The sequence below is a fragment of the Bacillus sp. FJAT-49711 genome, assembly GCF_018343715.1.
In the GTDB taxonomy this organism is placed as follows: domain Bacteria; phylum Bacillota; class Bacilli; order Bacillales; family Bacillaceae_C; genus Lederbergia.
On record NZ_JAGYPL010000007.1, the window covers coordinates 97758 to 110591 of the forward strand.

The window sequence follows — 12834 nt, forward strand, 5'->3', positions numbered from 1 at the left end:
CCTTATTATTCAAAAATGAATTACTGTTCTTTAACAGTAACAAGATGGGAAACTTTATTGATCATTCCGCGGATTGCTTCATTGTCAGTATGTTCAACTGTTTGATGCAATTTACGGAGTCCTAGTGCTTTGACAGTTTCACGTTGGCCTTCAGTACGGCCAATTAAGCTCTTAGTGAGGGTAATTGCTATTGTTTTCGCCATCATGATTCCCTCCTTAACCTAATAGTTCTTCTACTGTTTTATTACGTAACTTCGCTACGTCCTCAGCACGTTTTAAATTTTTAATACCTTCGATTGTTGCACGAACCATGTTGATTGGTGTGCTAGAACCAAGTGATTTAGAAGTGATGTCAGATACACCTGCAAGCTCAAGTACCGCACGAACAGGTCCACCTGCAATAACACCTGTACCTTCACTAGCTGGCTTTAATAAGATCTGACCGCCCCCGAAACGTCCGATAACTTCATGAGGAATAGTTGTTCCTACAATCGGAGCTACGATGAGGTTTTTCTTTGCATCTTCAATTGCCTTGCGGATGGCATCTGGAACTTCTTGTGCTTTCCCTGTACCAAAACCGACATGGCCATTTTTATCACCGACAACGACTAATGCTGTAAAACGGAAACGACGTCCACCTTTTACAACCTTCGCTACACGGTTAACTGTAACTACGCGTTCTTCAAGTTCAAGTTTGTTAGCATCGATTTGACGCATCTATTGTGTCCCTCCTTTTTCGATTAAAATTCAAGTCCGTTTTCACGTGCTGCTTCTGCTAAAGCTTTTACACGTCCATGGTATAAATATCCGCCACGATCAAAAACAACTGATTTAAATCCTTTATCAACTGCACGCTTAGCGATTAATTCTCCCACTTTTTGAGCCGCTTCAACATTACCTGTAGACTCGGGTGTAATATCTTTATCAAGTGTAGAAGCGCTGGCTAAGGTCACGCCTTTTTCATCATCGATCAATTGAGCGTAAATATTTTTATTGGAACGATATACATTTAGTCGAGGACGCATTTCAGTTCCACTTAGTTTAGAGCGTACACGTGCATGTCTTTTTTGACGCACTTTGTTCTTATCTTGCTTAGTGATCATTACGAGTCACTCCTTTCAAGTAGCCTAAGCGGCATTATTTACCAGTCTTACCTTCTTTGCGGCGTACGTTTTCACCTTCATAGCGAATTCCTTTGCCTTTATATGGCTCAGGCGGACGAACAGCGCGGATGTTGGATGCAAGTGCACCAACTTTTTCTTTATTAAAGCCTTTAACGATGATTTTTGTGTTAGCCGGAACTTCAATTTCAACTCCAGCTTCTGGTTCGAATTCGACAGGATGTGAATATCCTACGTTTAAAACAAGTTTGCTGCCTTGTTTTTGCGCACGGTATCCTACCCCAACTAGTTCAAGTGACTTTTCAAAACCTTTAGAAACGCCTTCCACCATGTTTGAAAGAAGGGAACGAGTTGTTCCATGAAGGGAACGGTGTTCTTTTGCTTCTGAAGGACGAGTAACATTAATAACATTATCTTCTATATTAATTGCGATATCTGAATTAAATGTATTTGTTAGTTCACCTTTAGGACCTTTAACAGTAACTGTAGAATCTTTCTTCGTCACAGTTACGCCTGCAGGGATTTCAATTGGCTTTTTCCCAATACGAGACATTTTCTTGCACCTCCGTTCTTCGAAAAGATATTACCATACGTATGCGAGTACTTCTCCGCCAACTTGCTTCGCTCTTGCTTCTTTATCAGACAATACGCCTTGTGAAGTAGATACAAGCGCGATACCAAGACCGTTTAGTACTTTAGGAACCTCATTAGCTTTTGCATATACACGCAAACCAGGTTTGCTGATACGCTTTAAGCCTGTAATGACGCGTTCATTGTTTGCACCATATTTCAAGAAAATTCGAATGATGCCTTGCTTATTATCTTCGATATATTCAACATCACGTACAAACCCTTCACGTTTGAGGATTTCAGCGATATCTTTTTTAATATTAGAAGCAGGAATTTCCAACTTCTCATGTCGGACCATATTCGCGTTGCGGATGCGTGTTAGCAAATCTGCAATTGGATCAGTCATAACCATTTATTTTACCTCCTTCCCAAATTCGGTCTTACCAGCTGGCTTTTTTAACGCCAGGAATTTGACCCTTATAAGCTAGTTCACGGAAACAAATACGGCAAAGTTTAAATTTACGAATGACGGAATGTGGACGGCCGCAACGTTCGCAACGAGTGTATTCTTGCACTTTAAACTTTTGAGTACGTTTCTGCTTTACGATCATAGATTTTTTAGCCACGTTTTCGCCTCCCTTATTTAGCGATTACTTTTGGAACGGCATTCCAAATGCAGTCAGTAGTTCACGAGCTTCTTCGTCGGTGTTCGCAGTAGTAACGATAACGATATCCATACCGCGAATCTTGCTCACTTTATCATAATCAATTTCAGGGAAGATGAGTTGTTCTCTAACACCTAGTGTATAGTTTCCACGACCGTCGAATGCTTTTTTAGAGATCCCACGGAAGTCACGTACACGTGGAAGGGAAACAGAAACTAGTTTATCAAAAAACTCATACATGCGCTCTCCGCGAAGGGTAACTTTTGCACCAATTGGCATACCTTCACGTAAGCGGAATCCTGCGATTGAATTTTTCGCTCTTGTTACAACTGGTTTTTGACCTGTAATTAAGCTAAGTTCTTCAACAGCATTGTCTAGAACCTTCGCGTTTTGTACAGCGTCGCCAACACCCATGTTGATTACAATCTTTTCAATTTTAGGTACTTCCATAATAGACTTGTAATTAAACTTGCTCATGAGAGCAGGAGTTACTTCTTTTTGATATTTTTCCTTTAGGCGGTTCATGTAGTGTACCTCCCTTCATCTAAGAACTATTTATCTAATGCTACACCTGATTTTTTAGCTACACGTACTTTTTTGCCATTAACTACTTCATAACCAATACGAGTTGGTTCGTTTGTTTTAGGATCCAGCAACATCACATTAGAAACATGGATAGCCGCTTCTTGGTTGATGATTCCACCTTGTGGATTATCTTGTGAAGGTTTTGAATGCTTTTTAACAATGTTCACACCTTCCACAAGCACACGGTCTTTTTTCGGGAATGCAGCTAATACTGTGCCTGTTTTCCCTTTGTCTTTCCCTGTGATGACCATTACTTTGTCACCTTTTTTGACATGCATTGAATCGCACCTCCTTGATTGGTGAATCTAAATTTATTAAAGAACTTCTGGTGCTAAAGATACGATTTTCATGAAGTTGTTATCACGAAGTTCGCGAGCAACTGGTCCGAAGATACGAGTTCCTCGAGGAGCCTTGTCGTCACGAATTATGACGCATGCATTTTCATCGAACTTAATATAGGAACCATCCGCACGGCGCGCACCACTTTTTGTACGAACGATTACAGCTTTAACTACATCACCTTTTTTGACAACGCCGCCTGGTGTTGCTTGTTTTACTGTACAGACGATTACATCGCCAATATTCGCAGTCTTACGGCCTGATCCGCCTAGGACTTTGATTGTTAAAACTTCACGGGCACCAGAGTTGTCAGCCACTTTTAAACGAGATTCTTGTTGAATCATCTAGTTTACCTCCCTTCGGAACACTATATCCGAAACAATTAATTAAATAATGACTGCTTTCTCAACAACCTCAATTAAACGGAAACGTTTAGTTGCTGAAAGTGGGCGTGTTTCCATGATGCGTACAACGTCGCCGATTTTAGCTTCGTTTTGCTCATCATGCGCTTTGAATTTTTTAGAGTACTTTACGCGTTTGCCGTATAATGAATGCTTTTTGTACGTTTCTACCATAACAGTTACGGTTTTATCCATCTTGTCGGAAACAACGCGTCCTGTGTAGACTTTACGCTGGTTGCGTTCACTCATTTCGCAAACCTCCTCTCCGATTATCGATTATTAACTTCAAGCTCTCTTTCACGAATCACAGTTTTCATACGAGCAATTTCTTTGCGAACTTCGCGAAGACGGGCTGTATTTTCAAGTTGCCCAGTAGCTAATTGGAAGCGAAGGTTAAATAATTCTTCCTTCAATGTTTTTACATTTTGTTCAATTTCGGCAGTGGTTAAATCACGGATTTCTTTAGCCTTCATTACGTTCACCACCAATTTCTTCTCGTTTTACAAACTTACACTTGATTGGAAGTTTGTGCGCAGCAAGACGAAGCGCTTCACGTGCCACCTCTTCTGATACACCAGCAATTTCAAACATGATCTTGCCAGGTTTTACTACTGCAACCCATCCTTCAGGGGCACCTTTACCGGATCCCATACGTACTTCAAGAGGTTTTGCTGTATATGGTTTGTGAGGGAAAATTTTAATCCAAACTTTACCGCCACGTTTCATGAAACGAGTCATTGCAATCCTTGCGGCTTCAATTTGACGATTCGTAATCCAAGAAGCTTCTAGAGCTTGTAAGCCGTATTCGCCAAATGCAACTTCTGTACCGCCTTTTGCACGACCACGCATTTTTCCTCTGTGTTCGCGACGATACTTAACGCGTTTAGGCATTAACATGATTATTTTCCTCCTTCCACAGATTTTTTCTTTTCTGGAAGGACCTCTCCACGATAAATCCATACTTTAACGCCGAGCTTGCCGTAAGTTGTATCTGCTTCAGCATGTGCATAGTCGATGTCAGCGCGAAGTGTATGAAGTGGAACTGTTCCTTCGCTGTAGTGTTCAGCACGAGCAATATCCGCTCCACCAAGACGGCCGGATACTTGTGTTTTAATTCCAAGAGCTCCAGCACGCATAGTGCGTTGGATTGCTTGTTTTTGTGCACGACGGAAAGATACACGATTTTCCAATTGACGTGCAATGTTTTCAGCAACGAGTTTCGCATCTAGGTCAGCTCGTTTAATTTCAATAATATTAATGTGGACACGTTTGTTTGTTAATTCGTTCAATGCTTTACGCAATGCTTCAACTTCACTTCCACCTTTTCCGATAACCATACCTGGCTTAGCAGTGTGGATAGTGATGTTCACGCGGTTTGCAGCACGTTCAATTTCAACACTTGAAACTGAAGCATCAGACAAACGTTTTGTAATATATTCACGAATCTTAATGTCTTCGTGTAATAACGTTGCGTAATCTTTGTCAGCGTACCATTTGGATTCCCAGTCACGGATTACGCCGATACGCATACCGATTGGATTTACTTTTTGACCCACTAATTATCCCTCCTTCTTTTCTGATACCACGATTGTAATGTGGCTTGTGCGTTTATTAATTTGGCTTGCACGGCCTTGTGCACGCGGACGGAATCTTTTCATAGTCGGACCTTCGTCAACGAATGCCGCAGTTACTAAAAGATTGTTAATGTCCATATCATAATTGTGCTCTGCATTGGCAACAGCAGATTTTAAAAGTTTCTCCACGATTGGGGAGGCAGCTTTTGGTGTTAGTTTCAAAATTGCAACTGCTTCGCCCACTTGCTTTCCTCGAATAAGATCAACTACTAAACGTGCTTTACGAGGAGCAATTCGAACTGTTCTTGCAACAGCTTTAGCTTGCATCAGGATGCCCTCCTCTCATTAGCGTCTTGTTTTTTTATCATCAGCGGCATGGCCTCTATATGCGCGAGTTGGCGCAAATTCACCAAGCTTGTGGCCTACCATATCCTCACTGATATATACCGGTACATGTTTGCGGCCATCATAGACAGCAATCGTATTTCCTACGAAGTTTGGGAAAATAGTTGAACGGCGAGACCAAGTTTTAATCACTTGTTTCTTTTCGCTTTCGCTTAATTTCTCTACTTTTTTCATTAAATGCTCATCTACAAAAGGCCCTTTTTTTAGGCTGCGACCCATGGTTGAACCTCCCTTCGTGATTGCACTACGGTTCTTTCTATGAACCGTAGATTCATCCCGTTATTTTTTACGACGGCGTACAATAAACTTATCTGACTTGTTTGCTTTTTTACGAGTTTTATAACCAAGAGTTGGTTTGCCCCAAGGTGTAACAGGTGATTTACGACCGATTGGTGTACGGCCTTCACCACCACCATGTGGGTGATCGTTCGGGTTCATAACAGATCCGCGTACGTGTGGACGTTTGCCCAACCAGCGTGAACGACCTGCTTTACCGATATTTACAAGTTCATGTTGTTCGTTGCCCACTTGACCGATAGAAGCACGGCAAGTTGCAAGGATCATGCGAACCTCGCCTGAGTTAAGACGCACCAACACGTATTTTGTTCCTTCTTTACCAAGAACTTGTGCAGATGTACCTGCAGAACGGACTAATTGTCCACCTTTTCCTGGTTTTAATTCAATATTATGCACAACAGTACCAACCGGGATGTTAGCAAGTGGAAGTGCATTTCCTACTTTAATATCAGCATCTGGACCAGACATGATGTCCATGCCGACTTTCAAGTTTTTAGGTGCTAAAATATAGCGTTTCTCACCATCATGATAGTTGATTAGTGCGATGTTAGCGGAACGGTTTGGGTCATACTCAATTGTAGCAACGCGCCCTGGTATACCATCTTTAGTTCTTTTAAAGTCAATGATACGGTATTGGCGCTTATGACCACCGCCACGAAAGCGAACTGTAGTTCTACCTTGGTTGTTACGGCCGCCTTTTCTATGAAGAGGCTCTAGTAAAGTCTTCTCTGGTTTATCAGTTGTGATTTCAGAAAAATCCAAAGCTGTCATATTACGACGTCCGTTTGAGGTAGGTTTGTATTTTTTGATCGCCATTTTTTTCCCTCCTCTGAACTTTTTTTATTGCGTGATTATACTTCGAACAATTCAATTTCCTTGCTGTCTTTTGTTAATGTAACTATCGCTTTACGACGTTTATTTGTATAGCCACCGAAACGGCCCATACGCTTAAACTTGCCTTTGTAGTTCATTATGTTTACTTTTTCAACCTTAACTCCGAAGATGCTTTCAACTGCATCCTTCACTTGCGTTTTATTCGCCTTTACGTCTACTTCGAACGTATATTTTTTATCGACCATAATATCAGTAGATCGTTCTGTGATAACGGGGCGCTTTAATACATCACGTGCATCCATTATCCAAGCACCTCCTCTACTTTTTCGACTGCGGCTTTAGTCATGATCAGCGTGTTGTGGCTAACAACATCCAATACGGATACGTTATTCGCATCAACGACTGTCACTCCAGGAATGTTTCTTGCAGATAACGCAACATTCTCGTTAAGCACTTCTGTTACGACGAGCGCTTTTTTGCCAACTGGAAGGTTAGCAAGTACGTTTACAAATTCTTTTGTTTTTGGTGCTTCAAAATTCAATGATTCTAATACTACTACGCTTTCTTCCAAAACTTTAGCAGAAAGTGCTGATTTGATTGCTAAACGGCGTACTTTCTTAGGAAGTTTGTAGCTGTAGCTGCGTGGAACTGGACCAAATACTGTACCGCCTCCGCGCCATTGTGGTGAACGGATAGAACCTTGGCGAGCACGGCCTGTTCCTTTTTGACGCCATGGCTTACGACCGCCACCGCGAACTTCAGAACGGTTTTTTACTTTTGATGTACCTTGTCTTAATGAAGCTCTTTGCATAACGATCGCTTCGAAAAGAACATGGTTATTAGGTTCAATACCAAAAATGGATTCATTAAGGTCGATTTCACCAACCTTTGATCCAGCTTGGCTATATACTGCTACTTTCGGCATTCCTATTTCCTCCTTTCTTTAAACGATATTTATTTCACTTTAATTCCTGTTTTGATTTCAAGCATAGCTTTTTTAGGTCCCGGAACATTCCCTTTTACTAAGATAAGGTTACGCTCAGTATCAACCTTTACTATAGGAAGGTTTTGAATTGTAATTCTTTCTCCACCCATACGTCCTGGCAACGCTTTTTGCTTAAATACGCGCGCTGGGTCAACAGCTCCCATAGAACCTGGTCTACGATGGTAACGAGATCCGTGGGACATAGGTCCGCGTGATTGTCCATGGCGTTTAATTACACCTTGGAATCCTTTACCTTTAGAGATTCCAGATACATCTACTAAATCGCCTTCTGCAAAAATATCAACCTTGACTTCCTGACCAATTTCGTACTCATCTAAATTAATTCCGTCAAATTCACGGACGAAGCGCTTAGGTGCAGTATTTGCTTTAGCAAAATGCCCTTTTGCCGGTTTGTTTACTAGCTTTTCACGCTTGTCTTCAAATCCAAGCTGGACTGCTTCATATCCATCAGTTTCAACTGTTTTCTTTTGAAGAATAACGTTTGGAGCAGCTTCAATTACTGTTACAGGGATCAATTCACCATTCTCAGCAAAAACCTGCGTCATTCCGATCTTTCTTCCTAAGATTCCTTTGGTCATGAGTCACACCTCCTGATTTCCAATTAAATTTATAAATTATAGTTTGATTTCAATGTCAACGCCTGACGGCAAGTCTAATCTCATCAATGAATCTACAGTTTGTGGTGTAGGATTGATGATGTCAATTAGACGTTTATGTGTGCGCATTTCGAATTGCTCACGAGAATCCTTATATTTGTGCACCGCACGAAGAATTGTGTATACAGTTTTCTCAGTTGGCAATGGAATTGGTCCTGAGACATTTGCACCTGAACGTTTTGCTGTTTCAACAATCTTCTCAGCTGATTGATCAAGAATTCTATGATCATATGCCTTTAATCTAATACGAATTTTTTGTTTTGCCATTACTTTCCCTCCTTTTCGCCTATTTTAAAATAGACATACTCCGTGAAAATTTCCCACACACTCGCCATGGCAAAGCGGCCGGGTGTGTCAGCAACCTTCCACATCATAGCAGTCAAAAACCAACATTATTTATTATACATAGATTAGTTGGTCAATGCAATATTTAATGAATAAAATCACTATTTTTCGCACCTGTTTTATTATACAGATGTGAAAGCACAATATCAATAGTAGATTTTTTAGAAACTCCATTAATATTCCTTATTATATATAGAACTGTTTTTTAGCTTTACAGAAAATTTTTTTATGAAAAGAGTTTACAAAACTTCGACGTATGTATAATATGGTTAATAAGTTGCATTAGGGAAACTTATTGTCATAAGGTAATATTAATTTGATTCGGCTAATATTTTATAAAAAGGCTTTGTAAGTACTTCCGCTAGTCATTCTCAATCGAGTGGAAACGTTACTTACTCATTATAAAAAAGAAAGTAGGAGAATAGGAGAATGAAAAAAAAATTTATTTTAACCACGTTTATGCTATTTTTAATCATTTCCGCAACAACAGCTTGTTCAAACGCGAATGCCACTAAGAACAACAGTGATGGCATAGTGAATGTGACAGCCACAATTGGAATGATTACTGATGTCGTTAAAGAGGTTGGTGGAGAGCATGTAAATGCAGTAGGTCTCATGGGTTCTGGAGTAGATCCACACTTATATAAAGCTTCTCAAGGAGATATTAAAAAGTTGGATCAAGCGGATGTTATCTTTTATAACGGGCTTCATCTTGAAGGAAAAATGGTTGAAATCTTCGAAAGAATGGCTAAAGAAAAACCAACCGTTGCAATATCTGATAATATTGATCGATCCACTCTACGTTTAGGGGACGAAGAGATGGAAACAGAATATGACCCTCACATTTGGTTTAATGTGGCACATTGGATAAAGGCGACAGAAAGCGTTCGCGATAGCTTAATTGAATATGATCCAGCTCATAAAGAAGACTATCAAGAAAATGCGGCCAACTATTTAAAGCAATTAGAGGAACTAGATTATGAAGTTAAAGAAAAAATTTCTACTATTCCTGAATCAGGGCGAGTACTTGTTACAGCACATGATGCTTTTGGGTACTTTGGAGATGCATACGGAATTAAGGTAATGGGGTTGCAAGGAATTAGTACTGCATCAGAAGCAGGCACGAAAGATCTAATTGAATTACGTGATTATTTAGTGGATAACAAAGTTAAAGCTGTGTTTATTGAATCGAGTGTTCCGCGTAAAGCGATTGATGCTGTCATACAAGGAGCTGGCAAAAAAGGACATAAGGTCGAAATTGGAGGAGAATTATTCTCCGATGCAGTGGGCGAAGACGGAACCCCTGAAGGAACTTATATTGGTATGATCCGTCATAACGTAAATACAATTGTTAACGCACTTAAATAGGAGGGAATGGCTATGAATTCTCCATTAAATATAAATGATTTATCTGTTGCTTATCAAAAAAAACCGGTACTTCGAAATATTACTTTCGACGTACCGGAAGGAAAATTAATTGGAATCGTAGGACCGAATGGGGCCGGGAAATCCACCCTCATCAAAGCTGCACTAGGATTAATTCCCCGTCTAACTGGATCTGTAGAAATATATGGACGTCCTTATCGTCTTCAGCGAAAAATTATCGGCTATGTCCCGCAAAGGGAATCCGTTGATTGGGACTTTCCGACAAATGCATTGGATGTTGTCATGATGGGACGATATGGGCATTTAGGTTGGATAAAAAGACCGGGGCGCGCGGAAAAAAACTTTGCAATGGAGTGTTTAGATAAAGTAGGTATGGCAGACCTCGCCGCAAGACAAATAAGCCAACTTTCAGGTGGTCAGCAGCAACGCATTTTTTTAGCTCGAGCTCTTGCACAGGATGCAAAGTTATATTTTATGGATGAACCCTTTGTAGGAGTAGATGCAGCAACGGAAAAAGCCATTATTACTTTATTGAATGAACTAAAAGCTGAGGGAAAAACAGTACTTGTTGTTCACCACGATCTTGCAACAGTTAAAGATTATTTCGACTGGGTGCTTTTGTTGAATATAGAATTGAAAGCTTTTGGGCCAACAAATATTGTATTCACTCCTGAAAAATTACAGGAAACATACGGCGGAAAACTAGCCATGCTTGAAAACGACAATCAATCCTCTCTGATCATTACGTAAAGGAAGGTGAACAAAATGCTTGATGAATTAAAAATCTTTTTAGATCCTAATACACAGTGGATCTTATTTGGCAGCATGTTGCTTGGATTATGCAGTGGAGTCATTGGCATTTTCGCCTATTTGCGAAAACAATCATTAATGGGAGACGCTTTATCTCATGCTGCTCTCCCAGGTGTTTGCATTGCCTTTATGCTAACAGGTTCAAAGTCAGTGTTTTTCTTTTTAATAGGTGCATCGATAGCAGGAATTATTGCAACATTTGGCATCGGTTTTATTACCCGCCATACTAGAATTAAACAAGATTCCGCTTTAGCTATTGTCCTAACTGTTTTTTTTGGTCTTGGAATTGTTCTCCTAACAGAGATTCAGCAAAGTGGAACTGGAAATCAAAGCGGCTTAGATAAATTTTTATTCGGGCAAGCAGCTGCTTTAGTATTATCAGATGTTTTAATTATGGCCGTTGCCTCCATTGTATTAATAAGTGTATGTATTCTTTTCTTTAAAGAATTTAAAATAACGAGCTTTGATCCTGGGTTTGCGAGTGGAATGGGATTCCCCGTTGCATTTTTAGAACAGATGATTATGCTTCTGATTGTTATGGCGGTTGTTATTGGCATCCAAGCAGTTGGTGTTGTGCTAATGTCTTCATTGCTTGTTACCCCTGCCGTTTCAGCAAGATACTGGACAGAAAAATTGAGCGTCATGGTATTCTTGTCCGGAATCTTTGGAGCATTAAGTGGTATGGCTGGAACGTATATAAGTGCGAGCGGCAACAACTTGCCTACTGGTCCAATCATTGTCCTTGCTGCGACCGTATTCTTTATTCTATCCATCATATTTGCCCCACGAAGAGGATTATTATCTAAACTTCTAATACACCTTTTGGCGAAACGTTCAGTAAAAACATCTAAAGTTAAGATAAAAGGAAAGGAGAGGACGGTGTGAGTGCTGTTTGGATTATTGTAACTGGAGCTTTGGTAGCAAGTGCCTGTGGTCTTGTTGGATGTTTTCTTGTCTTGCGTAAAATGGCGATGATCGGAGATGCAATCAGCCATGCTGTTCTTCCAGGCATCGTAATCGCCTTTCTTATTAGTGGGTCAAGGGACTCATTAGTTATGCTGTTTGGAGCTGCAATAATTGGTCTTATTACCGTATTTCTCATCCAACTCTTCACCCAAAGCGGTGTGCAATCAGATGCATCAATCGGCGTAGTGTTTACAGCCTTATTTGCAGTTGGAATTCTCCTCGTCAGCTTGTTCACAAGGGATATCGATTTAGATTTAGATTGTGTTCTTTATGGTGAGATCGCCTATGTACCATGGAACACGATTGACTTTATGGGTATTGGGATCGGTCCGAAAGCTATTTGGGGTGTCGGTCTCTCTTTGTTGCTAAGCGTAATCGTTATATCTTTATTCTATAAACAGTTTAAAATTTGTTCTTTTGATCCAGCAATGGCTGCTGCCGTCGGAATCCCCGTCGCTTTGTTTCATTATTTGCTTATGGGACTTGTTTCCATTACAACGGTTGCTTCATTCGAAAGTGTTGGAGCCATCCTTGTAGTTGGAATGCTCGTCGTACCACCTGCTACAGCGTATCTATTAACAGAAAAACTAAGTCGAATGATATTTTACACAATCATCATTGGCTGTGTCAGTTCTATTATTGGTTATTACTTCGCAAGTATATTGGATGCCTCCATAGCAGGATGTATGATCTGTGTAGCGGGAGCTATATTTATTCTTGCTCTACTTTTTTCGCCGTCACACGGAGTTATTATGCGCAAATTAAAACAAAAGCAATTAATTCATGAGGCTGTCTGATAATTATAGTAAGTAAACCTTATATGAAAAAGCACGTACTTGGTTCTTAACGAAGAAAAAAGCAGCAGGGAAATAAA

The 12834-nt window shown here is 40.3% G+C and carries 24 protein-coding genes; 4 read left to right on the plus strand and 20 right to left on the minus strand.

The window, feature by feature from the left end:
• Positions 1–20 precede the first annotated feature (20 nt).
• The 20 genes from rpmD to rpsJ are packed head-to-tail and all read right to left on the minus strand — an operon-like array spanning position 21 to position 8720.
• Entirely contained in the window at positions 21–203 is a 183-nt protein-coding gene (gene rpmD / locus KHA96_RS22215; protein ID WP_213131526.1) for a 50S ribosomal protein L30, read from the minus strand.
• A 13-nt stretch (positions 204–216) separates the two neighbouring features.
• The gene (gene rpsE, locus KHA96_RS22220; RefSeq protein WP_213131527.1) at positions 217–717 is read right to left on the minus strand and encodes a 30S ribosomal protein S5; all 501 of its coding nucleotides are present in this window, start codon (positions 715–717) and stop codon (positions 217–219) included.
• Positions 718–740: 23 nt separating this feature from the next.
• Positions 741–1103: a 50S ribosomal protein L18 gene (gene rplR, locus KHA96_RS22225; protein ID WP_213131528.1), complete on the minus strand. Its 363-nt coding sequence runs from the start codon at positions 1101–1103 to the stop codon at positions 741–743.
• A gap of 34 nt (positions 1104–1137) precedes the next feature.
• Positions 1138–1674 carry a 50S ribosomal protein L6 gene (gene rplF / locus KHA96_RS22230; RefSeq protein ID WP_213131529.1) on the minus strand — a complete coding sequence of 179 codons (537 nt, stop codon included), beginning with the start codon at positions 1672–1674 and terminating at the stop codon, positions 1138–1140.
• Positions 1675–1704: 30 nt separating this feature from the next.
• Complete coding sequence (gene rpsH, locus KHA96_RS22235) at positions 1705–2103, minus strand: 30S ribosomal protein S8 (RefSeq protein ID WP_213131530.1); 399 nt, start codon at positions 2101–2103, stop codon at positions 1705–1707.
• Positions 2104–2131: 28 nt separating this feature from the next.
• Positions 2132–2317 (minus strand): 30S ribosomal protein S14, encoded by a 186-nt coding sequence (gene rpsN, locus KHA96_RS22240; RefSeq protein WP_213131531.1) that lies wholly within the window; start codon positions 2315–2317, stop codon positions 2132–2134.
• A gap of 24 nt (positions 2318–2341) precedes the next feature.
• The gene (rplE, locus tag KHA96_RS22245; protein WP_213131532.1) at positions 2342–2881 is read right to left on the minus strand and encodes a 50S ribosomal protein L5; all 540 of its coding nucleotides are present in this window, start codon (positions 2879–2881) and stop codon (positions 2342–2344) included.
• A gap of 26 nt (positions 2882–2907) precedes the next feature.
• A complete protein-coding gene (gene rplX, locus KHA96_RS22250) occupies positions 2908–3219 on the minus strand; it encodes a 50S ribosomal protein L24 (RefSeq protein WP_213131533.1) in 312 nt (103 codons plus the stop codon).
• A gap of 36 nt (positions 3220–3255) precedes the next feature.
• Positions 3256–3624, minus strand: coding sequence for a 50S ribosomal protein L14 (gene rplN / locus KHA96_RS22255; RefSeq protein ID WP_213112017.1), 369 nt, complete (start codon positions 3622–3624; stop codon positions 3256–3258).
• 42 nt (positions 3625–3666) lie between these two features.
• Positions 3667–3930 (minus strand): 30S ribosomal protein S17, encoded by a 264-nt coding sequence (gene rpsQ / locus KHA96_RS22260; protein ID WP_213112016.1) that lies wholly within the window; start codon positions 3928–3930, stop codon positions 3667–3669.
• Between the two features lie 20 nt (positions 3931–3950).
• Positions 3951–4154 carry a 50S ribosomal protein L29 gene (gene rpmC, locus KHA96_RS22265; protein ID WP_213131534.1) on the minus strand — a complete coding sequence of 68 codons (204 nt, stop codon included), beginning with the start codon at positions 4152–4154 and terminating at the stop codon, positions 3951–3953.
• Entirely contained in the window at positions 4144–4578 is a 435-nt protein-coding gene (gene rplP, locus KHA96_RS22270; protein WP_213131535.1) for a 50S ribosomal protein L16, read from the minus strand. The genes rpmC and rplP overlap by 11 nt, the downstream gene beginning before the upstream one ends.
• A gap of 2 nt (positions 4579–4580) precedes the next feature.
• Positions 4581–5237 carry a 30S ribosomal protein S3 gene (rpsC, locus tag KHA96_RS22275; protein WP_213131536.1) on the minus strand — a complete coding sequence of 219 codons (657 nt, stop codon included), beginning with the start codon at positions 5235–5237 and terminating at the stop codon, positions 4581–4583.
• 3 nt (positions 5238–5240) lie between these two features.
• Positions 5241–5582: a 50S ribosomal protein L22 gene (gene rplV / locus KHA96_RS22280; RefSeq protein WP_213131537.1), complete on the minus strand. Its 342-nt coding sequence runs from the start codon at positions 5580–5582 to the stop codon at positions 5241–5243.
• 18 nt (positions 5583–5600) lie between these two features.
• Positions 5601–5879, minus strand: coding sequence for a 30S ribosomal protein S19 (gene rpsS / locus KHA96_RS22285; protein WP_213131538.1), 279 nt, complete (start codon positions 5877–5879; stop codon positions 5601–5603).
• A gap of 60 nt (positions 5880–5939) precedes the next feature.
• A complete protein-coding gene (rplB, locus tag KHA96_RS22290; protein WP_213131539.1) occupies positions 5940–6773 on the minus strand; it encodes a 50S ribosomal protein L2 in 834 nt (277 codons plus the stop codon).
• 35 nt (positions 6774–6808) lie between these two features.
• Positions 6809–7096 carry a 50S ribosomal protein L23 gene (gene rplW / locus KHA96_RS22295; protein ID WP_213131584.1) on the minus strand — a complete coding sequence of 96 codons (288 nt, stop codon included), beginning with the start codon at positions 7094–7096 and terminating at the stop codon, positions 6809–6811.
• Positions 7093–7716 carry a 50S ribosomal protein L4 gene (gene rplD, locus KHA96_RS22300; RefSeq protein ID WP_213131540.1) on the minus strand — a complete coding sequence of 208 codons (624 nt, stop codon included), beginning with the start codon at positions 7714–7716 and terminating at the stop codon, positions 7093–7095. The genes rplW and rplD overlap by 4 nt, the downstream gene beginning before the upstream one ends.
• Positions 7717–7745: 29 nt before the next feature.
• Positions 7746–8375, minus strand: coding sequence for a 50S ribosomal protein L3 (rplC, locus tag KHA96_RS22305; RefSeq protein ID WP_213131541.1), 630 nt, complete (start codon positions 8373–8375; stop codon positions 7746–7748).
• A gap of 36 nt (positions 8376–8411) precedes the next feature.
• On the minus strand, positions 8412–8720 hold the full coding sequence (rpsJ, locus tag KHA96_RS22310) for a 30S ribosomal protein S10 (protein ID WP_066145209.1): 309 nt from the start codon (positions 8718–8720) through the stop codon (positions 8412–8414).
• A gap of 507 nt (positions 8721–9227) precedes the next feature.
• Here rpsJ and KHA96_RS22315 point away from each other — a divergent pair.
• The 4 genes from KHA96_RS22315 to KHA96_RS22330 are packed head-to-tail and all read left to right on the plus strand — an operon-like array spanning position 9228 to position 12757.
• Entirely contained in the window at positions 9228–10166 is a 939-nt protein-coding gene (locus KHA96_RS22315) for a metal ABC transporter solute-binding protein, Zn/Mn family (protein WP_213131542.1), read from the plus strand.
• A 12-nt stretch (positions 10167–10178) separates the two neighbouring features.
• Positions 10179–10934 (plus strand): metal ABC transporter ATP-binding protein, encoded by a 756-nt coding sequence (locus KHA96_RS22320; RefSeq protein ID WP_213131543.1) that lies wholly within the window; start codon positions 10179–10181, stop codon positions 10932–10934.
• A 15-nt stretch (positions 10935–10949) separates the two neighbouring features.
• On the plus strand, positions 10950–11879 hold the full coding sequence (locus KHA96_RS22325; RefSeq protein WP_213131544.1) for a metal ABC transporter permease: 930 nt from the start codon (positions 10950–10952) through the stop codon (positions 11877–11879).
• Positions 11876–12757: a metal ABC transporter permease gene (locus KHA96_RS22330; protein ID WP_213131545.1), complete on the plus strand. Its 882-nt coding sequence runs from the start codon at positions 11876–11878 to the stop codon at positions 12755–12757. The genes KHA96_RS22325 and KHA96_RS22330 overlap by 4 nt, the downstream gene beginning before the upstream one ends.
• The last annotated feature ends 77 nt before the right edge of the window (positions 12758–12834 follow it).